Annotated in this window: 20 protein-coding genes; 10 read left to right on the plus strand and 10 right to left on the minus strand. The window is 70.9% G+C overall.

Translation table 11 applies throughout. From position 1 onward, the window contains the following. The first annotated feature begins 15 nt into the window (after positions 1–15). Positions 16–1,293: a thymidine phosphorylase gene (locus CCZ36_RS22350; RefSeq protein WP_069738005.1), complete on the plus strand. Its 1,278-nt coding sequence runs from the start codon at positions 16–18 to the stop codon at positions 1,291–1,293. Between the two features lie 255 nt (positions 1,294–1,548). Here CCZ36_RS22350 and CCZ36_RS22355 read toward each other — a convergent pair whose 3' ends face one another. Next, positions 1,549–4,833 carry a S8 family peptidase gene (locus tag CCZ36_RS22355; RefSeq protein ID WP_164873628.1) on the minus strand — a complete coding sequence of 1,095 codons (3,285 nt, stop codon included), beginning with the start codon at positions 4,831–4,833 and terminating at the stop codon, positions 1,549–1,551. 258 nt (positions 4,834–5,091) lie between these two features. Between CCZ36_RS22355 and CCZ36_RS22360 the strand changes: the two genes are divergently transcribed. Continuing rightward, positions 5,092–5,466 carry an STAS domain-containing protein gene (locus CCZ36_RS22360; protein ID WP_128818418.1) on the plus strand — a complete coding sequence of 125 codons (375 nt, stop codon included), beginning with the start codon at positions 5,092–5,094 and terminating at the stop codon, positions 5,464–5,466. A gap of 63 nt (positions 5,467–5,529) precedes the next feature. Here CCZ36_RS22360 and CCZ36_RS22365 read toward each other — a convergent pair whose 3' ends face one another. The 3 genes from CCZ36_RS22365 to CCZ36_RS22375 form a co-directional block, all read right to left on the minus strand. Beyond that, positions 5,530–6,567, minus strand: coding sequence for a sigma-70 family RNA polymerase sigma factor (locus tag CCZ36_RS22365; protein ID WP_069738007.1), 1,038 nt, complete (start codon positions 6,565–6,567; stop codon positions 5,530–5,532). 194 nt (positions 6,568–6,761) lie between these two features. Next, positions 6,762–7,478 (minus strand): L,D-transpeptidase family protein, encoded by a 717-nt coding sequence (locus tag CCZ36_RS22370; protein ID WP_128818419.1) that lies wholly within the window; start codon positions 7,476–7,478, stop codon positions 6,762–6,764. A gap of 179 nt (positions 7,479–7,657) precedes the next feature. Then, a complete protein-coding gene (locus CCZ36_RS22375; RefSeq protein ID WP_069738009.1) occupies positions 7,658–8,974 on the minus strand; it encodes an MFS transporter in 1,317 nt (438 codons plus the stop codon). A gap of 62 nt (positions 8,975–9,036) precedes the next feature. On the opposite strand from CCZ36_RS22375, the gene CCZ36_RS22380 reads away from it, so the two are divergent. The 3 genes from CCZ36_RS22380 to CCZ36_RS35905 are packed head-to-tail and all read left to right on the plus strand — an operon-like array spanning position 9,037 to position 10,794. Beyond that, positions 9,037–9,990 (plus strand): LysR family transcriptional regulator, encoded by a 954-nt coding sequence (locus tag CCZ36_RS22380; RefSeq protein WP_069738010.1) that lies wholly within the window; start codon positions 9,037–9,039, stop codon positions 9,988–9,990. Between the two features lie 49 nt (positions 9,991–10,039). Continuing rightward, on the plus strand, positions 10,040–10,540 hold the full coding sequence (locus tag CCZ36_RS22385; RefSeq protein ID WP_237302723.1) for a hypothetical protein: 501 nt from the start codon (positions 10,040–10,042) through the stop codon (positions 10,538–10,540). Further along, on the plus strand, positions 10,537–10,794 hold the full coding sequence (locus CCZ36_RS35905) for a hypothetical protein (RefSeq protein ID WP_237302724.1): 258 nt from the start codon (positions 10,537–10,539) through the stop codon (positions 10,792–10,794). The genes CCZ36_RS22385 and CCZ36_RS35905 overlap by 4 nt, the downstream gene beginning before the upstream one ends. Positions 10,795–10,851: 57 nt before the next feature. Here the strand turns inward: CCZ36_RS35905 and CCZ36_RS22390 are convergent, their stop codons facing one another. Continuing rightward, the gene (locus CCZ36_RS22390; protein ID WP_069738012.1) at positions 10,852–11,529 is read right to left on the minus strand and encodes an alpha/beta hydrolase family protein; all 678 of its coding nucleotides are present in this window, start codon (positions 11,527–11,529) and stop codon (positions 10,852–10,854) included. Between the two features lie 187 nt (positions 11,530–11,716). Here CCZ36_RS22390 and CCZ36_RS22395 point away from each other — a divergent pair, with 187 nt between their 5' ends. Continuing rightward, positions 11,717–12,871 (plus strand): adenosine deaminase, encoded by a 1,155-nt coding sequence (locus CCZ36_RS22395; RefSeq protein WP_069738013.1) that lies wholly within the window; start codon positions 11,717–11,719, stop codon positions 12,869–12,871. Between the two features lie 135 nt (positions 12,872–13,006). Then, positions 13,007–13,297, plus strand: coding sequence for a hypothetical protein (locus CCZ36_RS22400; RefSeq protein WP_069738014.1), 291 nt, complete (start codon positions 13,007–13,009; stop codon positions 13,295–13,297). A gap of 126 nt (positions 13,298–13,423) precedes the next feature. On the opposite strand, the gene CCZ36_RS22405 is transcribed toward CCZ36_RS22400, so the two are convergent. The 5 genes from CCZ36_RS22405 to afsQ1 form a co-directional block, all read right to left on the minus strand. After that, a complete protein-coding gene (locus CCZ36_RS22405; protein ID WP_032783162.1) occupies positions 13,424–13,630 on the minus strand; it encodes a PspC domain-containing protein in 207 nt (68 codons plus the stop codon). A gap of 94 nt (positions 13,631–13,724) precedes the next feature. Then, entirely contained in the window at positions 13,725–14,297 is a 573-nt protein-coding gene (locus CCZ36_RS22410; protein WP_128818420.1) for a VanZ family protein, read from the minus strand. A gap of 101 nt (positions 14,298–14,398) precedes the next feature. Next, positions 14,399–15,043 (minus strand): hypothetical protein, encoded by a 645-nt coding sequence (locus CCZ36_RS22415; protein ID WP_069738016.1) that lies wholly within the window; start codon positions 15,041–15,043, stop codon positions 14,399–14,401. Further along, positions 15,040–16,569, minus strand: a complete 1,530-nt coding sequence (locus CCZ36_RS22420; protein ID WP_069738017.1) for a sensor histidine kinase — start codon at positions 16,567–16,569, stop codon at positions 15,040–15,042. The genes CCZ36_RS22415 and CCZ36_RS22420 overlap by 4 nt, the downstream gene beginning before the upstream one ends. Beyond that, a complete protein-coding gene (gene afsQ1 / locus CCZ36_RS22425; protein ID WP_006127084.1) occupies positions 16,566–17,243 on the minus strand; it encodes a two-component system response regulator AfsQ1 in 678 nt (225 codons plus the stop codon). The genes CCZ36_RS22420 and afsQ1 overlap by 4 nt, the downstream gene beginning before the upstream one ends. A gap of 182 nt (positions 17,244–17,425) precedes the next feature. Here afsQ1 and CCZ36_RS22430 point away from each other — a divergent pair, with 182 nt between their 5' ends. The 3 genes from CCZ36_RS22430 to CCZ36_RS22440 all read left to right on the plus strand — a co-directional run bounded on the left by CCZ36_RS22430 (position 17,426) and on the right by CCZ36_RS22440 (position 21,316). Next, on the plus strand, positions 17,426–18,220 hold the full coding sequence (locus tag CCZ36_RS22430) for a SigE family RNA polymerase sigma factor (protein ID WP_079149596.1): 795 nt from the start codon (positions 17,426–17,428) through the stop codon (positions 18,218–18,220). A gap of 256 nt (positions 18,221–18,476) precedes the next feature. After that, positions 18,477–18,977 (plus strand): hypothetical protein, encoded by a 501-nt coding sequence (locus CCZ36_RS22435; protein ID WP_335755813.1) that lies wholly within the window; start codon positions 18,477–18,479, stop codon positions 18,975–18,977. A gap of 68 nt (positions 18,978–19,045) precedes the next feature. Next, on the plus strand, positions 19,046–21,316 hold the full coding sequence (locus tag CCZ36_RS22440; protein ID WP_128818421.1) for a hypothetical protein: 2,271 nt from the start codon (positions 19,046–19,048) through the stop codon (positions 21,314–21,316). Positions 21,317–21,369: the final 53 nt, after the last annotated feature.

The following is a 21,369-nucleotide window of genomic DNA, read 5'->3' on the forward strand; positions in this document are numbered from 1 at the left end:
GCCGGAAGGATTCCCATGGACGCCATCTCCGTCATCCGCACCAAGCGGGACCGAGGCGAGCTGACCCCCGAGCAGATCGACTGGGTCATCGACGCCTACACCCGCGGCGAGGTCGCCGACGAGCAGATGTCCGCCCTCGCCATGGCGATCCTGCTCAACGGCATGAACCGCACCGAGATCGCCCGCTGGACCGCCGCGATGATCGCCTCCGGCGAGCGGATGAACTTCGGAGCGCTCTCCCGCCCTACCACCGACAAGCACTCCACCGGCGGCGTCGGCGACAAGATCACGCTGCCGCTCGCCCCGCTGGTCGCCGCCTGCGGCGCGGCCGTGCCGCAGCTCAGCGGCCGCGGCCTCGGCCACACCGGCGGCACTCTGGACAAGCTGGAGTCCATTCCCGGCTGGCGGGCCCACATCACAGGCGAGGAGATGCTGAACGTTCTCGACAGCACCGGCGCCGTCATCTGCGCCGCCGGCGACGGCCTCGCCCCCGCCGACAAGAAGCTGTACGCGCTGCGCGATGTCACCGGCACCGTCGAGGCCATCCCGCTCATCGCCAGCTCGATCATGTCCAAGAAGATCGCCGAGGGCACCGGGGCGCTCGTCCTGGACGTCAAGGTCGGCTCCGGCGCCTTCATGAAGACGATCGAGGACGCCCGCGAACTGGCCTCCACCATGGTCGCCCTCGGCACCGACAGCGGGGTGCGCACGGTCGCCCTGCTCACCGACATGTCGACCCCGCTCGGCCTCACCGCGGGCAACGCCCTGGAGGTCCGCGAGTCGGTCGAGGTACTGGCCGGTGGCGGCCCGCAGGACGTCATCGACCTGACCCTCGCCCTCGCCCGCGAGATGCTGGACGCGGCCGGCCTCAAGGACGCCGACCCCGAGAAGGCCCTCTCCGACGGCTCCGCGATGGACGTCTGGCGCCGCATGATCTCCGCCCAGGGCGGCGACCCGGACGCCACCCTCCCCACCGCCCGCGAACAGCACGTGGTCACCGCCCCCGCCTCCGGCGTCCTGACCCGCCTGGACGCCTACGACGTCGGCGTCGCCGCCTGGCGCCTCGGCGCGGGCCGCGCGCGCAAGGAGGACCCGGTGCAGGCGGGCGCGGGCATCGAACTCCACGCCAAGCCCGGCGACACGGTCACCGCGGGCCAGCCCCTGATGACGCTGCACACGGACACCCCGGAGAAGTTCGACTACGCCCTCAAGGCCCTTCCCGAGGCGTACGACATCGCCCCGGCCGGCACGTCGTTCTCGCCGCTGCCGGTGGTGCGCGAACGTATCGCCTGACCTGCGGTTTCCTCGTACGGGCGAACGGGATCGGTGGACTGCCGCCGGTCCCGTTCGGCATGCCGGACTCGGTGACGTACCGCCAGGCCGTCGTGCCCCGGCGAGGTGCCGTCGGGACCGGGGCGCCAGGCCCCGCCGCCGAAGACCGTCTTCGCCCCCCTCCCCGTCGGCCGACACGCGGACGGCCCGCCGCACGGATCGGATCCGTGCGGCGGGCCGCCGTCGTGCGTGGGGTGAACTACCCGCGAGCGCCTGTCACTTGCCCAGGTACGCGCTGTAGATCTTCACCGACGAGGTGTTGCCCTTCTTGTCGGTGACCTTGGCGGCGAAGGAGATCGCCTTGTTCTTCGCCGGGTTCTTGACGGTGATCTTCCCCTTCTTCACCGTGGCCTTCTTCCAGGTCTTGCCGCCGTTGTAACTGACGTACGTCTTCAGCGACTTCAGGTTCTTGCCCGCGGCAGCGCCGTGCACCTTCACCGGCACCGAGACGGTCTTGCCCGCCTTGACCCGGCCGTCGGCGCCGACGGCCGGGGTGAACCGGACCGTGGAGACCGGGAGCATCGTGAACGCCGTCTTCTTCGACGAGAACGTCCAGGACGCGTCCACCCGGGTGGAGAGCGGGTTGACCTTCGCACTGTGCTTGACCGAGGTCGACAGCTTGTAGGACGCGGATCCGGCCGGGACCTTGAAGCCCTCGCCACCGCTCACCGGGTCGTTGTTCTGGCCGACCTTCTTGCCGTTGCGGTACAGGACGGTCTTGGCCGACGTGTACTCGATGCCGCCCGCGTTGCCCGCGCCGTCCGCCAGCAGGGGGAGCGTGCCGACGATCTCGTTGCCCTCACGGACCACGCCGTAGTCCTTGCTCACCAGCGGGCCGAACACCCCGGTGTTCACGGACTTGTTGTAGGTCTTGCCCGCCTTGAACGCGGCTTCATCGCTGATCTCGTAGTAAGCCTCGTACGTGGGCCAGCCGTCCTGGTCGACCGGGCCCAGCTGGCTGAACTCCAAGCCCCAGCGCACCTTGTCGGCGGTGGAGAGGTACAGCGTGCGGGTACCGGGCAGCTTCTGCTCGACCGACGTGGCCCAGCCACCACCCGATGTGGGCAGGGAGCCCCAGGCGGAGACCGAGCCCTTCTTCTTCGGTGCGGCCGAGCCCGTGGCGATCTTCACCTTCGCCAGCTGGGCGGTGGTGAACTTCCGCTCGTAGCCGGTCGCGAGCTTCTTGACCGCGCCGCCGACCGCGATGTCGTACTCGGTCGACGCGCCCTTGGTCCAGGTGCCCGTCCAGTGCTGGGAGAGCGACCCGTCCGTGATCTGCGGACCCACGTGCAGCGTGCGGAAGTTGGCGGTCGTGTCCATCAGCCAGCCGAAGCTGACGCCGTCGGCCTTCGTCTCCACCGAGAAGTCCGGCGAGAACAGCTGGGTCTTCGTGCCGGTGACCGGAAGCGCGATCTTCACCGGCTTCGCCTTGCGGGCGTCGAACGTCAGCGAGGTGTTCTTGGTGACCGAGACCTTCGGCTGGACGATCCAGTCGGCGCCCTTGGTGAAGTCCTCCGGGTGGCCGTAGACCGTGGAGTTGACCACGTACGTGCCCTTGGGCACCCGGATCTTCGCCGTGCCGTTGACCACCTGCGGGCTCAGGAAGGAGCCGCCGACCTTGTCGTTGAAGCCGTAGAGCGTGCTCTCCGCCCAGGCCGCCGGGAGGCCCTTCCGGTCGAGGTGCTTGACCGTCAGGTTGTAGCTCTCGACCTCCCGCTCGACGGCCGCCGCCGTGCGCACGGTCTGCCCGCCGCCCGTCGCCACCACATAGGCGGAGTAGGTGCCGTCCGCCGTGCCGCCGATCCGGGTGTCGGCGGTCAGCGTCGCCTCGGCGGTGCCGCCCGCGGGGACGGTGACCTTGTCCGAGCCGAGCGTGAAGAAGCCGGCCGGGGCGGGCTTGCCCGTCGGGCCCGTGCCCGTCACCTTCAGATCGAGGGTGACATCGGCCGTACCGAGGTTGCGGTACGTCACCTTCTCGGTGACCGGGACGTCATCGGTGTGCGGCCACTGCTGCACACCGAAGCTCACCGAGACCGGCTCCGCGACGACGCTCTGGGCGATCGCGCGGTCCACCTGGATCCGGCCGGAACCCTGCTGGAACGGGTTGTACGCCCCGGGCTTCGTGGACGCGGTCAGCGCACCCTTCAGCTCGGAGAACTTCCAGTCGGGGTGCTGCTGCTTGAGCAGCGCGGCCGCGCCCGCGACGTGCGGGGTGGCCATCGACGTACCCGAGATGGTGGCGTAACCGGCGGGCTTCTCGCCCACCTCCTGGGCGATCAGCGAACCCGGCGGGATGGCCGCCGTGGTGTCCACGCCGGGGGCCGTCACGTCAGGCTTGATCGCCCCGTCGCCGATCCGCGGGCCGCGGCTGGAGAAGTCCGCCAGCTTGTCCTTGTCGTCGACCGCGCCCACGGTCAGCGCGGCGTCCGCGCTGCCCGGCGAGCCGACCGTGCCGGCGCCGTCGCCCTCATTGCCCGCGGCGATCGCGAACAGCACGCCCGTCTCGGCCGACAGCTTGTCGACCGCCGCCTCCAGCGGGTCCACCTCGGGGGTGTCGGGCCCGCCGAGGCTCAGGTTGACGATGTCGGCGCCCTGGGCGACCGCCCACTCCATTCCGGCCAGGATGCCGGAGTCCTCGCCGTACCCGTCGTCGTCGAGGACCTTGCCCGAGAGCAGCTTGGCGTCCGGGGCCACGCCCTTGAACGTGCCGCCGGACTTCGCGCCGGTGCCCGCCGCGATCGAGGCGACGTGCGTACCGTGGCCGACCCGGTCCTTCGTGTCCTTCGCCGCGCTGAAGTTCTTCTCCGCGAGGATCTGGCCCTTGAGGTCGGGGTGGCTGGAGTCCGTCCCGGTGTCCAGAACCGCGATCTTGACGCCCTTGCCGGTGAACCCGGCCTTCCAGGCCGCCGGGGCGCCGATCTGCGGGACGCTCTTGTCGAGGCTCGCCTGACGCACGCCGTCCAGCCAGACCCGGTCGATACCGGCGGCGGTCGTCACCTGGCTGCCGCCGGCGCGACGCTCGGTGAGCGCCTTCCAGATCTCCGGCGCGTCGGTCGCCGGCGTCGTCACCGACTCGGCGTTCAGCGACTTCAGGCTCCGGCCGACCTCGGTGCCGCCCGCGTCGCGGACCTCCGCCTTCGCGGTGGCGGCCTGCTTGCCCCGGTAGCCGACGATCAGCTTCAGACCGTCCTTCTGGGCCCGGAGGTTCTCCGGACGGCTCAGCTCGGTGATGTCGAACAGCCGCCGGTCGAGCTTGCCGGAGGCGATCAGCCGGTGGGCGTCGGCCGGAACGACGAGGGTGTGTCCCTTGTCGCTCATCCGCTGGACCGGGATGTGCTCCCGCCCCTTCGCGGGCCGGAAGGCGATCGGCTTGCCCTGGGCGTCCACGGTGACCCGGTCACCGGTGACGAGGGTCAGCTGACGCACGCTCCGGTCCTGCGCCTGAGCCCGGGTGCCGGCCGCCCCCCTCGGGTCCGGCTGGGCGACGGCGGGGCTGACCATGCCGGCCGCCAGCGCCACTGCGGCCGCTGTGGCGACCGCGGGTATGCACGCGTTTCTCACGTGTCTGCGCAACTCTCCCCCTGGAGAACTCGATGGTTCTTCACGCCGTCGGCCCGCAGACACACAGGAGTGACGGCTGCGGCCGTCGGTTCAACGAACTAGAGGGAAAGCCGAGCAGGTTGGTTCACAGGATCCGCACAGAAAGTCGGAGATGACGCAAAAGAGCCCTCGCGCGAGAGCATCGCCGGGGTCGGGCCGATGATTTTCGCCCGCCGGTGCGGTCTGCCTGGTGTGGATGCCGAAAATCCGATCGCCGTGACCGTGACCGGCCGGGTCAGCCGTGCCGTCGTACCCGATCTCTGCGCCGAGCTGGAGCGGGCCCTGGCCGGTCCGCGCGGCGCCGCCCTCGCCCCGGGCGCGGCCGTGGACTGCGATGTGGGCGGGGTGATCCGGCCGGATCTGACCGCTGTCGAGGCGGTGGCCCGGCTGGGGCTCGTCGCCCGCCGGGCCGGACACACCCTGCGGCTGCGCCGCGTGCCGCCCGAACTCCGGGCGCTGCTGGACCTGGTGGGGCTGGCCGATGTGGTGGCCCTGGAGGAGGGGCCGGAGGAACGCGTGCCGGGACTGTTCTGACGTACGCGGCCGGGGAGGCAGACGCCGGATGCGCCTGCCTCCCCGGCCGTCCGCCTACGCCGCCTACGCGTCCGCCGGGAGCCGGTCCGGCAGGCCGAACAGCGGGAACCAGCGCGGGACGTCCAGGAAGCAGTGCATCCCGGTGATCGCCCCGTCCTGGATGTCGATGACCTGGACCGCCCACGGCACGAACCCGGACCCGTCCTCGGCGGGCTTGTAGTGCGCGAAGCCGGGGGACCCGTTGGCCGAGACGGGCACCAGCCTGGAGCCCGCGCATCCCGCGCCGATGGAGGTCATGAAGCCCGTGATGTCCCCGGTGCCCTGGAGCCACAGGTCGAACGGCGGCATCGTCATCACCGCGTCCTCGTGGAGCAGCGCCGTCAGGGCGGCCATGTCGTATCCCTCGAACGCCTTCACATAGCGCTCCAGGAGCTTCTGCTGCTCCTCGTCCAGCGGGTCCGCCGCGTCGCCCGCCCGGCCCTCCGTCTCGGTCAGCGTGGCGCGGGCCCGCTGCAGGGCGCTGTTGACCGAGGCGACGGAGGTCTCCAGCAGCTCGGCGACCTCGGCGGCCTTCCAGGCGAGCACCTCGCGCAGGATCAGCACGGCTCGCTGCTTCGGCGGCAGGTGCTGGAGGGCGGCGACGAACGCCAGGCGCACCGATTCGCGCGCCACGGCCGCCTCCGCCGGGTCCTGGACCGACGGCAGGATCCGGCCGTCCGGCATCGGCTCCAGCCAGACGTTCTCCGGGCGGGGGCTCAGCGCGGCCTGGGCGAGCGGGGTCGGGCCGGTCAGGTCGACCGGGCGGGCCCGCTTGTTGCCCGCGTTCAGCATGTCCAGGCAGACGTTGGTGGCGATCCGGTAGAGCCAGGAGCGCAGCGAGGAGCGGCCCTCGAACTTGTCGAAGTTGCGCCAGGCCCGGACCAAGGTGTCCTGCACAGCGTCCTCGGCCTCGAAGGCGGATCCGAGCATGCGGTAGCAGTAGCCGGTCAGCTCGACCCGGTGCCCTTCGAGGCGGCTGTCGATCCCGGCGGCATCGGGGGCGCCGGCACCCGCGGCGTCCGCCGCCGTTCCTGTGGCCGTCGTCGTGGTCAGATCGCTCATCGCTCCACCCCTGTCGCGCGCCCTCGCGCTGTGGCATCCGTCACCCGTTACGTCGGAAGCTACCGCAGGCCACTGACAGTCGGGGCGGAAAAGACGACAAGGGGTGCCGGAGGCCGTGGCTCCGGCCACGATCCGTCCGGCACCCCTCGGGAGCACCCGTCGCGCATCCCCCGGGATGCGGCTCAGCGCCTCGCTCAGGTCCCGGGCTTGCGCCCGTACACGTACACGTCGTCGCCGTTCTTCAGCAGTTTCCAGTATGCCTTCGCGTCGGCGGGCCGCATGTTGACGCAGCCGCCGGAGCCCGGCGGGTTGTACATGGACTTGGTGACCGAGTGGAACGCCTGGCCGCCGTCGAAGAACTGGGAGTACGGCATCCAGACCTTGTAGATGGTCGACCAGTGCTTGATGTTGCGCCAGTAGATCTTCTTGGCCCCGGTCCGGGTCTCCGCGCCGTCCCGGCCGGTCCGCACCGGCACCGGACCGTACTTCAGCTTCTTGCCGTCCTGGATCCAGCTGAGCTGCCGGGTCAGGTCGACACAGGCGATGCGGCCCTTGTTGGTCGGGCACTTCCCGGCCTTGTTGGGGTTCTTCCCGGCCGCCTTCTGGGCGATCATCGTGTTCATCGTGCGCCAGGTCAGCGGACCGGCGTAACCGATGGTGGGGGTGATCCCGTGGGCCTTCTGGAACTTCTGGATCGCCTTGCAGTCGGCCGTCGACTGCTTGCCGTCCACGGGCCGCTCGAGGAACTTCTCGACCTGCTTCTGATGGGGGCCCACCGACTTCGTGCAGGACGCCGCGTGGGCGGCGGTGCCGCTGCCCAGGACCAGGGCCGGAGCGGCCACCAGTCCGGCGACGGACAGCGCCACCCCGCGTCGCAGCCGTCTGCCGGATGTCTTCGCCATGTCTCCCATGCGGCAACTCCCCTTCGCCCACAGTGGTTTTGTGGTTACGCCTGGTAGACGTACGAAGGGGAGCAGTGGTTGCACGGCGGAGGTCTCGGTTGCGTCCCGGTCCGGCATAGCCCGGATGACGGCCTCGGGCCCGGCGCCCCGGACCAGCGGGTGGGCGGACCGCCCCCCGGACCGGTTGCTCAGCGGGTGGCCGTGGCCGGAACCGGCGCCCGCCGCTCCGCCCGCGCCACCCGGGTCCCGTACAGGGTGATCGAGACGACGCCGAGGACCGCGAGCAGGCCCAGGGCCACCGTCGCCGCCCAGCCCCCGGCGTGGAAGGCGACCGCGCCCAGCGTGCCGCCCGCGCTGGAGCCCAGGTAGTACGCCGACTGGTAGAGCGCCGAAGCCTGCGCCCGGCCCTCCGTCGCCGTCCGGCTCACCGAGGACGAGGCGACCGCGTGCCCGGCGAAGAAGCCGGCCGTGATCAGCACCAGGCCGAGCAGCACGGCGGCCAGGGAGTCAGCCGACGAGAGCAGGAGCCCGGCAGCGGTGGTGGAGACCGCCAGATAGAGCGCACCCCGGCGGCCGAGGCGGGCCACCAGACGTCCGGCGGCGGCGGAGGAGACCGTACCCACCAGGTAGACGAGGAAGACCGAGCCGATGACGCCCTGCGGCAGGCTGAACGGCTCCTCGGCCAGCCGGTAGCCGATCACCGTGTAGACCGCGCCGAACACCGTCATGAAGAGCGCGCCGATCGCGTACAGCCGGACCAGCAGCGGGTTGCGCAGGTGGGTGGCGACGGTCTTCGCCAACGCCTTCGGGTTCAGTGAACCGGGGCGGAAGTTGCGGGCCTTGGGGATCAGGAAGTGGAAGACGACCGCGCACGCCAGCGCGAGCAGTCCGACCGCCGCGAGCGCGGCGCGCCAGCCCCAGGCCTGGGCGACCCAGCCGGTGAGGATGCGGCCGCTCATCCCCCCGATGCTGTTGCCCGCGACGAACAGCCCGATCGCGGCGATCAGCGCCTTGGGCCGCACCTCCTCCGCGAGATACGCCATCGCGGAGGCAGGAAGCCCGGCCAGCGCCGCACCCTGGACGGCACGCAGCGCGATCAGCGCGCCCATCGACGGGGCGAACGGCACCAGCAGCCCGACCAGCACGGCGATCGCCAGCGACGCCGTCATCATCTGCCGCCGCCCGAACCGCTCCGAGAGCGCGCTCAGCGGCAGGACGAACAGGGCCAGGGCCCCGGTCGCCGCCGAGACCGTCCAGCTCGCCTGTCCGGCGGTGGCGTCGAACGACGCGGAGACGGCGGGCAGCAGGGCCTGGGTGGAGTAGAGGAGGGCGAACGCCGCGACACCGGCGGCGAAGAGGGCGAAGCTCATCCGGCGGTAGCCGGGGCGGCCGGGCTCCAGGCGCTCATGGGTGGCGGCGGCCGGCACGGCGGTGGTGGTGACGGGGGACGACGGGGCAGAGGCACCCACCACGACGGTGGATGCCCCGGTATCGGCGGGAGGCATACGTCGAAAGTAGACCCGCGGGTTTCATGCGTCCAATGCACAAAACCGCAATAATCAATCCCATGGTGCATGAACGCAGCTCAGGACCTCGGCTGTCACCGAGTAGTTACGAAGAAGACATCCGGGCCGTGCTCGCGCCGCGCCTCGCGTACTTCGAGGCGGTCGCCCGGCACGAGCATGTGACCCGCGCCGCACACGAGCTGGGCGTCCCGCAGTCCACGCTCTCCCGGGCCATGGTCCGGCTCGAAGCGGACCTGGGCGTCGCCCTGTTCGCCCGCAAGGGCCGCACCGTCTCGCTCACCCCCGCGGGCCGCACCTTCCTCGGCTCGGCCGAACGCGCCCTGGCGGAGGTGGAGAAGGCCGCCGACTCGGTCCGGGCGGACGCCGACCCGACGGCGGGCCGGGTCTCCTTCGGCTTCCTGCACACCATGGGCTCCGAGACCGTGCCCGCCCTGATCCGCGCCTTCCGGGTCGACCACCCCAGGGTCCGCTTCCAGCTCGTGCAGAACTACGGCGAGGCGATGATCGAACGGCTCCGCGCGGGCGGCCTCGACCTCTGCCTCACCTCACCCGTGCCCGACGCCCCCGATCTGGTCACCCGCCGCCTCGACGAACAGCGGCTGCGCCTGGTGGTCCCGGACGACCACCGGCTCGCCGCCCGCCGCCGGATCCGCCTGGCGGAGGCCGCCGACGAGACGTTCGTGACGCTGGAGCCGGGTTACGGGCTGCGCAGGATCACCGACGACCTCTGCGCCCGGGCGGGCTTCACCCCGCGCGTCGCCTTCGAGGGCGAGGAGGCGGAGACCCTGCGCGGCCTGGTCGCCGCCGGACTCGGGGTGGCGCTGCTGCCGCCGCCCGCCGTCGCCCGCCCCGGGGTCGTCGAGCTGACGGTGACGGCCCCGCGCGCGGCCCGCGAGATCGGCGTCGCCTGGCTGGACGGACATCCCGACACCCCGCCGGTGGCCGCCTTCAAACGCTTCCTGCTCTCGCGGCGGGGGAACCTGCTGCCGGACTGAGGACACGGGCGGGACGGACCGAGGGGAACGGGCGAGCGAGAATGTCCCGGTGAATCGTGCCGCCTCGCCCTACCCGCCCCCGCGCCCGCAGTCGCCCGGGCTCTCGAGCCTGAAGGGTGTCATTTTCGCGTCCATCGTCGGCTCGGTGCTGGTGCTGGCGGCGGCCGTCCTCTTCGCGCTGCTGCCCGGCAGCCTCTCCGAGGCCGCCGACTTCCGGGCCGCCCGGCCGTGCTCGGAGGTCTCCGCGCCGGAGAACGGGGACTGCCTCGCCGAGTGGCCCGCCACGGTCGTCTCCACCGAGACCGGCCGGTCGAACAAGTCCGTCACCAACTGGGTCACGCTCGACGGCGGGGCCGAGGAACCCCGGCTCCGGGTACGGATGCGGGGCGACGGGCCGGTCTGGGAGAAGCTGAAGCCCGGGGACCGGGTCACCGTGCTGTCCTGGCGCGGTGCGGTGTGGGCGGTGGAAGCGGCGAGCTGCGCCAGGACACGACCGCCGCACCGGGCCGCGATGCGACCGCGCGACTGGCCGTGGGGCTCGTCCTGTTGATCGTCGGCAGCGTCTTCCTGCGGGGCGCGGGGTGGCTGCACCGCCGCCGTGCCACCCGCGCCCAGGATTCCCCCGCGGCGCAGGTCGTCGTGGTGATGGCGGCGACCCTGCTGGCGTCCGGGATCGCCGTCACCGCCGTCACCGCCACGGACACCGTCTGGCTCGTCCTGCTGGTCGCCGCCGCGGGCTGCGCGGCCGTATGGACGGCCACGGCGCTGCTGCTCCGAGCACTCGCGCGGCGGCGGACGGCCTGACGCCGGTTCCGGCCCGGCGGTTCGGGCCTGGGCCGTCCCCGGCCGGGCGCCCACCGCTCAGGGCCGCAGCGACCGCCCGAACCCGGCGGCCAGCGGCATCCGCAGCCCCAGCGGCGGCGGTGCGGCGAGCGCGTCCGCGACCGGGCGGGCGTAGGACCGGGCGAAGAGCGAGCCGCGGACGAAGTCGGCGGCCAGTGCCACCACTTCGGAACGGTGCTGGCGCAACGCGTGCCCGTCGGAGTGGACTTCGAAGCGGCAGGTGTCCCGGTTGGACTTCTTCGCCCGCTCGGCCAGCCGGTAGGACAACTCCGGGTCCGTGCGCTCGTCGTTGGTCCCGTGCACGATCAGCACCCGCCGTCCCATCAGCTGCTTCACCGGGTCCGGTTCGGCCGCCGTCCGCTCCGGCAGCCACGGCGCCATCGCCAGGACCGAGGTGACCGCACCGTGCCCGGCGGCCCGCAACGCGGCCCGCCCGCCCATCCCGTGGCCGACCAGGCAGACCGGAACGTCGCCGTAGAGCCGCTGGACCTCGTCGGCCCCCCACGCGGCGTCCTCGGCGGGATGCGCGTCGTCCGCGTTCCAGCCCCGGCAGCGGTAGCGCAGTACGTGCACGGCGAGCCCGTCGCCCTCCCCGGCGCGGGCCAGGGCGCGGGCGAACGGCAGTTGCATGGCGTACGAGAGGGTGGAGGGACGGCGGCGCGAGTCGGCCTCGCCGTCCGGGAGCAGCAGAACCACGCCGCTGACCTCGTCGGTTGCTCCGGCCGTCTGTACGGCCCGTCCCAGCCTGGCTGCGGGCAGGGGGAGTGCGCGCTGTCCCATGACAGAACAGTCTCAGAAGAGCAGGTGTACTCCACCCGACTTTCCGGTCACTGTTACGCATCGGCAACCGGCGCTCTACGCGCGTAGGCGCTAGAGTGCGAAGATGACGAGCCAGACCCCGAATGTCCCTGATTCCGACCAGATCCGGCGCGCCCCCAAGGTGCTGCTCCACGACCACCTCGACGGCGGCCTGCGGCCGGGCACCATCGTCGAGCTCGCCCGCGCGCAGGGTTACGACTCCCTCCCCGAGACCGAGCCCGACAAGCTCGGCATCTGGTTCCGCGAGGCCGCCGACTCCGGCTCGCTGCCCCGGTACCTGGAGACCTTCGCCCACACCTGCGCCGTCATGCAGACCCGTGACGCGCTGTTCCGGGTAGCCGCCGAGTGCGCCGAGGACCTCGCCGAGGACGGTGTCGTCTACGCCGAGATCCGCTACGCCCCCGAGCAGCACCTGGAAGGCGGCCTGAGCCTCGAAGAGGTCGTCGAGGCCGTCAACGAGGGCTTCCGCGAGGGCGAGCGCATCGCCCGCGCCAACGGCCACCGCATCCGGGTCGGCGCCCTCCTCACCGCGATGCGGCACGCCGCCCGCGCCCTGGAGATCGCCGAGCTGGCCAACAGCTACCGCGACCAGGGTGTCGTCGGCTTCGACATCGCGGGCGCCGAGGCCGGCTTCCCGCCCACCCGCCACCTCGACGCGTTCGAGTACCTCAAGCGCGAGAACAACCACTTCACCATCCACGCGGGCGAGGCCTTCGGCCTGCCGTCGATCTGGCAGGCCCTCCAGTGGTGCGGCGCCGACCGGCTCGGCCACGGGGTGCGGATCATCGACGACATCGAGGTCGCCGAGGACGGCTCGGTCTCCCTCGGCCGCCTCGCCTCCTACGTACGGGACAAGCGCATCCCGCTGGAGATGTGCCCGACGTCCAACCTCCAGACCGGCGCCGCCGACTCGTACGCCGGGCACCCGATCGGGCTGCTGCGCAAGCTGCACTTCCGCATCACCGTGAACACCGACAACCGGCTGATGAGCGGGACCAGCATGAGCCAGGAATTCGAGCGACTGACCGAGGCCTTCGGATACACGCTCGACGACATGCAGTGGTTCACCGTCAATGCGATGAAATCAGCTTTCATTCCTTTCGACGAACGTCTCGCGATGATCAATGACGTCATCAAGCCCGGATACGCCGAGCTGAAGTCGGAGTGGCTTTTCCGTCAGACCGCTGTGACCAGCAGCTCTGCGGTCTCCGGAGGCTGATGGGTGCACCGGAGGAAAGGGTCGGGAAGCGGATTCCCGGCCCCTTTTCCGCGTGTCGGGATGTTTGCGGAAGGGGCTGGGGGATGGCTAGTTTGCAGAGCCGCTCACATCCCCCTCCCCAAGGATGAATTCTCCATGAAGAAGTCTGCCAAGACTCTCGGTGTCGCCGCTCTCGGTGCCGCTTTCGCCGCTGCCGCCGCCGGCAGCGCCTCCGCACTGCCGGTGGACGCCGCGGCCGGGGCGCTCCCCGTCTCGACGATGGCCCTCGACACCGTCGCGCAGTCGGTCCAGAACGCGCCGGTCCAGGACACCGTCGGCAAGGTCCTCGGCGGCCAGGCCACCGACGCGGCCGCCCCGGTCACCGGCCTGCTCGGCGGACTGCCGACCCAGGGCCTCACCGCCAACGGGATCCCGCTCGGCGGCTGATCCGCACCCCGCGCGCCGGCGATCCGGCGCGCACCCGCACATGCCGGTGGGGCGCACACCCTGGTCCAGGGTGTGCGCCCCACCGCGCGTTCTGCTCCGCCTCCTCGCTCCCCGTGGCCCTCCGCGTCACCAGGCCGTCGCGGAGGAGGCGGACTTCTCCGAGGGCAGCAGCAGCCACAGCGCCAGGTAGAGCAGGAACTGCGGGCCGGGCAGCAAGCAGGAGACGACGAAGATGACGCGCATCGTGCTCGCCGACATACCGAAGCGCCGAGCGAGGCCCGCGCACACTCCGCCGATCATGCGGCCTTCGCGGGGGCGGACAAGTGCGGCCATGGTGGGCTCCTTCGCGAACCGTTGCGGCGGGAGCAGCTTCCTCTGCTCCCCGATGTATCCATGGTGCCCCTGCGAAGGGGGACAAAGCATCGCTCTACGGGGCGAGACCGACCCCGGTAATCGTCGGGGTCGACCCCTGAGGGGCCTCGTCCCTGAGTCGGGTCTCGTGACGGTAGTACGGCAGGTCCCGGACCCCCGGCAGCCCCCGGCGGCGCAGCCGCGCCCGGCACAGCGGCACGACCAGCAGATGGGCGAGGACCACCCCGGTGGTGTTCAGCAGCAGCGAGTCGATGTCGACGACCTGCCCCGGAACGCCGGTCTGCCCCAACTCGATGGCCAGCGAGATCAGTGCCCCGGCGGTGCCGGTACGCAGCAGGGAGACCCAGGGCGAGACGAAGATCCGGCCCCCGGCCATCGGCAGCAGCACCCCGAGCGGGGCCAGCAGCAGCAGCGCCCCGCCGATCCGGCGGGCCGCCTCCGCCGGTCCCAGCGCGAGGTCCGCCCTGATACCGGCGAGCGGCTCGAAATTCGCCGCCGTGATCCAGGGGACGTCCAGTGGGCGCAGCGTCAGCCACCCGACGAACAGGAGGTGTGCGATCAGGAGAGTGATGCCCGCCGCGCGGAAGTGGATGACGGTCTGGCCGTCCGAACTGTGACGCACGCCCACCAAGACGCCACGACCGGCAGGATCGGTTCCGTACGGCCGACGCGACTGCGTACGGACGCCCCCGCGCGCCCCGCTCGGCCCCGGCCCCTCCTCGGTCCGCGTCAGTCCAGCCGGAGGGCGTCCGGCGTGGTCAGATCCCCCGGCCGGGACTTCGTCTGCGAGGTGCACAGATAGCCGCGCGGCGGGTAGTCCCCGGGCCCGCCGAGGACCACCGAGCCGTCCCGGACCAGCGCATCGCTCTCCGCGTACGTGCACACCAGCTGGGCCAGCGCCTCCGCCGACAGGTCCTCCGGCTGGCTGCTCAGCCGCAGGGTGCCCGCCGGATCGCCGTCCCGGGACGGATCCACCCGCAGCCCCGCCGGAACCGCCGTGGTGAACCCGGCCCGCCGTTCGCTCGCGGACGGGGCCTGCTGGACCTCCTTCAGCAGCGCGCGGGCCACCTTCACCGGCTCGGCCCCGACCGCGTCGGCCGGCATCGGACGCTCCACGGTGACCAGCTGCGAGGCGCAGACCAGATACACCTCGGCGCCCACACTGTCCGGCGACCGCGTGGCGACGTCCGAGGAGGGGAGCCGGCACGGCACCCGGGAGGGAGCGGCCCCCGCGTCCACCGGCACCGAGGTCGTCCGGATACCGCACCCGGAGACCAGCGCCGCGACCGCCAGCAGACCGGCGAGGGAGACGGCCGGCCGCCCACGCGGCCGCAGCGGCTTCCGCCTCCGGTACGTGACATCGCCGCGCTTCACGTCGCCCCGTCCTCGCCCGGGGCGTCCGCGCCCGGTTCCTCGTTCCGTATGATCCGCTCGGCGTCGCGGGGCAGCCGCAGGGTGAAAACGGCACCGCCGTCCGGGGAGTTCGCCGCCGAGATGTCACCGCCGTGGATGTGCGCGTTCTCCACGGCGATGGAGAGGCCGAGGCCGCTGCCCTCCGACCGCGGGCGGGAGGCGCTCGCCTTGTAGAACCGGTCGAAGACGTGCGGCAGCACCTCCTCGGGGATCCCCGGACCGTGGTCCCGTACCTCGATGACCAGCTCCTCGCCCTCGGTCCGCACCCGCACGCCCACCGGCGAACCGCCGTGCTTGAGGGCGTTGCCGATCAGGTTGGCCAGGATCACGTCCAGCCGGCGCGGATCGAGCCGGGCCATCGTGCCCCGCTCCGCGTCCAGGTGCACCGCGTCCAGCCAGGCCCGCGCGTCGATGCACGCGGTCACCTGGTCGGCCACGTCGACGTCGTCGAGGACGAGCCGGGCCGTGCCCGCGTCGAAGCGGGTCACCTCCATCAGGTTCTCCACCAGGTCGTTCAGCCGCCGGGTCTCGCTGACCACCAGATGCACGGCGGGCGCGATCATCGGATCGAGGGCGTCCGCCTCGTCCTCCAGCACCTCGGCCACGGCGGTGATCGCGGTCAGGGGCGTACGCAGCTCGTGCGACATGTCGGCGACGAACCGGCGGCTCGCCTCCTCCCGCGCGCTCATGTCCGCGACCTTCTTCTCCAGCGAGCTCGCCGTCCGGTTGAACGTACGGGAGAGATCGGCCAGTTCGTCCGTACCGGAGACCACGAGCCGGGTGTCGAGCTTGCCCTCGCCGAGCTTGCGGGCCGCGTCGCCGAGCCGTTGCACCGGGCGCAGCACCGTCGTCGCGGCCGCCTGCGCGAGCAGCGCCGAGCCGACCAGCGCGAGGGCGGTGGCGATCCCCAGCGACCAGGCCAGCGAGTTGAGGTCCTGCCGCTCCTGGTCGAGGGACTTGAGCATGTAGCCGGTCGGGCCGCCGCCGATGATCCGCGTGCCGGCGACGAGATACGGGGTGCCCGCGATGCTCGTACGCTGCCAGAACAGGTGGTACTCGTGCTCGTTGCTCGACGTCAGCGGCTGCTTGCGGGCCACCTGCTCCTGCAACGAGTCCGGCACGTGGGCACGGGTGAAGGTGTCCAGGTCGGAGTAGCCCACGATCGGCTTTCCGCGCTCCCGCTCGGCCTCCAGCAGCACGCTGTAGCCCAGGCTGCTGGACGCCATCGCTCCGGCCGCCCGCTGGAGATCGTCCTTGGTGGGCCGCGTCGGCAGCGCCGCCGCCGTCTCCTGCATCTGCCGCCGGAAGTCGTCCAGCGCGGTGTCCTGCGTACGGGTCAGCACGGCCTCGCGGTTGAGCCAGTACGCGATCCCCGAGGCGGACACCGCGGCCACCAGCGCCACCAGCGCGAAGACCACGACGAGCCGCAGTCGCAGACTGGTCCAGCGCAGCCCCGCACGCAGGGACCGCTTGGCGGTCTCGGTCACTGAGGCGAGTCCAGCCGGTAACCCACGCCCCGCACCGTACGGATCAGGGTCGGCGAGGACGGCACGTCCTCCACCTTCGCGCGCAGCCGCTGCACACAGGCGTCCACCAGCCGGGAGTCGCCCAGGTAGTCGTGCTCCCACACCAGCCGCAGCAACTGCTGCCGGGACAGGGCCTGTCCGGGCCGGCGGCTCAGCTCCAGCAGGAGCCGCAGCTCGGTCGGCGTGAGCTGCAGATCCTCCCCGTCCTTGGTGACGGTCATGGCGGAGCGGTCGATCACCACGTTGCCGAAGGTCGCCGAGTCGGTCGACTCGCGCTCCCCGCGGCGCAGCACCGCCCGGATCCGGGCGTCCAGCACCCGGCCCTGGACGGGTTTCACCACATAGTCGTCCGCGCCGGACTCCAGTCCCACCACGACGTCGATGTCGTCGCTGCGCGCGGTCAGCAGAATGATCGGCAGCTGGTCGGTGCGGCGGATCCGCCGGCACACCTCGAAACCGTCGATCCCGGGCAGCATCACATCCAGCACGACCAGGTCGGGCCGCTGCTCGCGCAGCAGCTCCAGGCCGTCCTCTCCCGTCGCCGCGGTGGCCACACGGTGGCCCTGGCGTGACAGCGAGAGTTCGAGGGCCGTGCGGATGGCGTCGTCGTCCTCGATCAGCAACAGGAAAGGCACGAGCGTCATTCTGGCCCATGGTGGCGCTTCAGTTCGACCTGTGGTCCCGTCCGATTGTCCGGGCACGGCCCCAACCGGCCCTGTGACAGGCCTGTGACAGTCGGGGGACAGCGCCATGAAACTGCCCCGGCAAGCTCATGGTCAGCAAGGAACGAACGGACTCCACCGATAGGGGGCGCGAGATGAACGCACTGCACAGCACCAGCTCAAGCGCAGTTGTCACGCGCCTCCACGACATCGGCCGGAGCACGGAGAAGTCCGGTGTGACCGGGGGCGTGCGGGGGTGCGTTCGGAACGCCGGGCGTCAGCATCTGCCGTCGCAGTCGACCGCGGAGCAGCCGCGTTCGACGTACATGACGGTGGTTGACGCACCCACGGGGGATGTGGGGGGCAACGGGGGAAACGCGTACGGGAAGGCCACGGGGGATCGCACCGCGGGGGCGGAGAACGCGGACGCCGAAGCGGCGTTCACGGCCTACGTCCAGGAGCGACGGGCCTCCCTGTACGCGACCGCCTACCACCTGACCGGCGACCGCTTCGAGGCCGAGGACCTGCTCCAGAGCGCCCTGTTCTCGACGTACCGGGCCTGGGGCCGGATCAGCGACAAGGCGGCCGTCGGCGGTTATCTGCGCCGCACCATGACCAACCTGCACATCAGCGCCTGGCGCAGGCGCAAGCTGAACGAATACCCGACCGAGGAGCTGCCGGAGACGGTGGGCGACACGGACGCGATGCGCGGCACGGAGCTGCGGGCGGTGCTGTGGCAGGCGCTCGCCCGACTGCCCGAACTCCAGCGCACGATGCTGGTCCTGCGGTACTACGAGGGCCGCACCGACCCGGAGATCGCGTCCATCCTCGACATCAGTGTCGGCACGGTGAAGTCGAGCATCTGGCGCTCCCTGCGCCGGCTGCGCGAGGACGAGGTCCTCAGCTTCGGACGTGACGAGCAGGAGTCCTTCGGCGAGCTGGTGGCCTGAGGCAGGGCCCTCCGCTTCGGGGGAGGCGGGGGCCACGGGGGAGTACGGGGGAACACGGGGGAGCAGTAAAACGGGGACCGAGGGGGACCCGGGGGAAACGGGGGAGTACGGGGAAGAAAGGCCCACCGCTTCGGGGGAGGCGGGGCCACGGGGGAAACACAGCGGGGTCGTACGGGCCGGGGGGTCCTGTACGGCCCCGCTGGCGTGTGGCGATGCCGGAAACAGCCCTTGTTAGGGTGAGCGGGCCACGTCAAGCGTGCGTGGTACGAAGGCTTCCGGAGGGACGGATGAACATTCGGCCAGGCGACCCGATGGCAACGGCCGGAGGCGGTGCCGCACCGACCTCCATGCGGCTCAACGAGACTCCGGCCGATCCTTCCCCGCCCCCGTCTACGGACCGTTCGCGCCCGGACAGGCTCCCGGGCTGGTCTCCAGTCCGACGCAGAAGCGCGCGGCGGCCAACGCCATCGAGCAGCATCTTGAACCGGACACCAAGAAGTCGGGCAACTGGGCGAGCGAGGAGAACGCGGCCGCCGTCACGGCGCTCGGCGCCAAGGACGGCGAGGGCTGGATCACCTCACGTGCGATGAAGGACGCGCACACCGCGTGGGGCAAGCAGGTCCGGAACCTGATGAACCGACTCGGCAGGGAGAAGAGTTCCCTGCGCGATGCCAACACGATCTTCCGTGGCACCGAGCTCAAGACCCAGCAGCTGTTGGGACCCCCGCTCCCGCCCTCGCCCTTCAACGGCTACTGACCGTCGCCGGGCAGGGCAAACCCGGATCGGCACGTTTGACCAGGCACAGGGGACCACGGGGGAAGAGCATGCCCAGCTACCACGAGATCATGACCACGGACCTGTCCTGCCTGACCAAGGCCGCGGACAAGTGGACGGAGATGGCGGGAGAGTTCAACAAGCGGGAGAGGCAGTACGAGAAGGACGTACACGGCATCACGCTGGGGCAGACCTGGGTCGGACTGAGTGCGAGTGCCGCCAACGCGTCGTTCGGCATCACCCTCAACGAGTACAGAGCTGCCCAGGCTGAAGCGAAGGCGATCGCCTCGCTGCTCCGGGACGCGTACACGCAGTTCACCGAGTTCAAGGGCAAGCTGCAGACGGCGAGGAGTGGCGCCGTCAAGGCCGGCATGAAGGTCTCGGAGGCCGGCCGGGTCAGTTTCGACACGGAGACCCTGAGCGAGGGCGCCCGGTCCGCCTACCACCACGACCCGGACTACCAGAAGTCGGTGCGGGAAGCGGTGACCTCCTGGCAGCAGGAAATCGACCGGCTGGTCGCTGCGACGTCGGACGCGGACAAGGGTGTGGAGATCGCCCTGAAGGCGGTCGTGAAGGACTCGGACGTCACCGACGGTACGACGAACGGCTTCAACAGCAAACCCCTCGACGACATCGAGGCGTACGAACTACGTGACGCGGTGGCGACCGCCGAGCGCCTGATCGACGGCAAGAAGGTCTCCGACGCAGCCCTCGCGGAGCTGGAACGGTCGATACGGGACAACGCCGACGACGAGAACTTCGGAGCCCAGAAATTCCTGGGGCGGCTGGGTCCTGAAGGCACCATCAGGCTGAGCGACGTCCTGTCCGATCGCCAGCAGGAGGGCGGCTCTTCCGGCAGTCAGTACACGAGACTGCTGGGCGGACTCGCCGATACGTTGGCGGTGGCCACCCACGTCCCCGGCTCGATGGCGGAAAAGGCACCTGGCTCCAAGGAATTCGAGACCTGGTTGAAGAGCGGAGATGGAGCGTTCTACCGGAAGTTCACGGAGGGGCTGAAGGAGGCCGGGGCCAAGAACTACGACTCGGAGACCAACCCGCTCTACGGCTATCGCCCGTTCGTCGAGATGATGACGCACGCCGACGTGCCGTTCGACGACCAGTTCCTCAACCAGCTCGGCGACGAGATGATCGCTGCCGAGGAGGACAACAAGGCCATTTTTGTGCAGTGGGGCGGAAACCACCGCGAGGGCCGGGCCGACGCGCTCGACAGCCTGCTCGGTGTGATGAGCAAGAACCCCGATGCGGCGACCGCCTTTTTCAACCCTGCCGTGGGCAACGGACAGGAGCACCTCGATTACCTGATAGGCAACGGGGACGGGGCCCGGGAGTGGCCCCAGGAGCACGTCGCGGCCGGACCCCGGGTGATCGTCACCGACGACCCGCTCAGCCGCCACGGCCTGGGGCTCGCCCTGGAGGCCGGGGCGACGGGGAACGAGCCGGGTGCGCCGCTGGGCAAACCTGGACCGCACAGCGAGGGCCAGGCCCGGATGATGCAGGGCGTCATCGCAACGCTGGACCAGGGGGCCAAGGGGGACACTGTCCCCGAGAACCTCAAGGCCCCGCTGGGCCGTATTCTGACCGACTACACGCAGGACACCCACGCCATTCTGGGCGGGTATGCGCCGGGAACTCCGACGGGTCTGGACGACGTCAGGGGGGCGGGCGACGAGGCTTCCATTACCAACAGCAAGGCCAGTCTTCTGCGCGTGATGCGTGGCGTGTCGGACGGTGTCGCCGGCGAGGACGAGGACGGCAATCCTGTGCGAGTCTTCGACGCCCTCTACGAGAGCCAGCGCCTCTATGCGGTGGAGTACCTGGACACTGGTCAGCGGGTGTCTGAGGCCAGCTTGACCAGCAACGTAGCCAGCTGGGATGTCAAGTCGCGCCACGTGGGTGAGGCCTTTGGAGGTCTGAATGCCATCGGCATGGACATGCTCCTCGATAACCGTGACGCCAAGATCGGGCAGATCAACGACCAGGCGCGCTACAGCTATCACGGTTTCGGTGCAGCGGCCAACATGATTCCGCAGGTTGGCGATATTGCGCAGCGGGCTGTGGATGCCGCTACGTACGAGTGGTCCAAAGTTGTGGCGGGGGAGGCGGAGCTGCTCGCGAAGGGTGAGGTCAGCGCGGCAACGGCAGACGGCATCGCCAGCACGAACGGCCTGATCGAGGACTGGGCGGTCGCCCGGCAGGTCCCGCAGGAGAGCATCGCAGTCCAGAACGCCGTGGGCGAGGCGAAGCAGAGCTACATCACAGGCCGTGAAGAGGCGTTTTCGGCCCTGCGAACCAGGAAGTGAGCAAGTGAGCGCAGCAGGATCAGCAGGCCGTACGCGTCCGGCGTGGAAGGTCT

Source organism: Streptomyces sp. S063 (genome assembly GCF_002832675.1).
Lineage (GTDB): Bacteria > Actinomycetota > Actinomycetes > Streptomycetales > Streptomycetaceae > Streptomyces > Streptomyces sindenensis.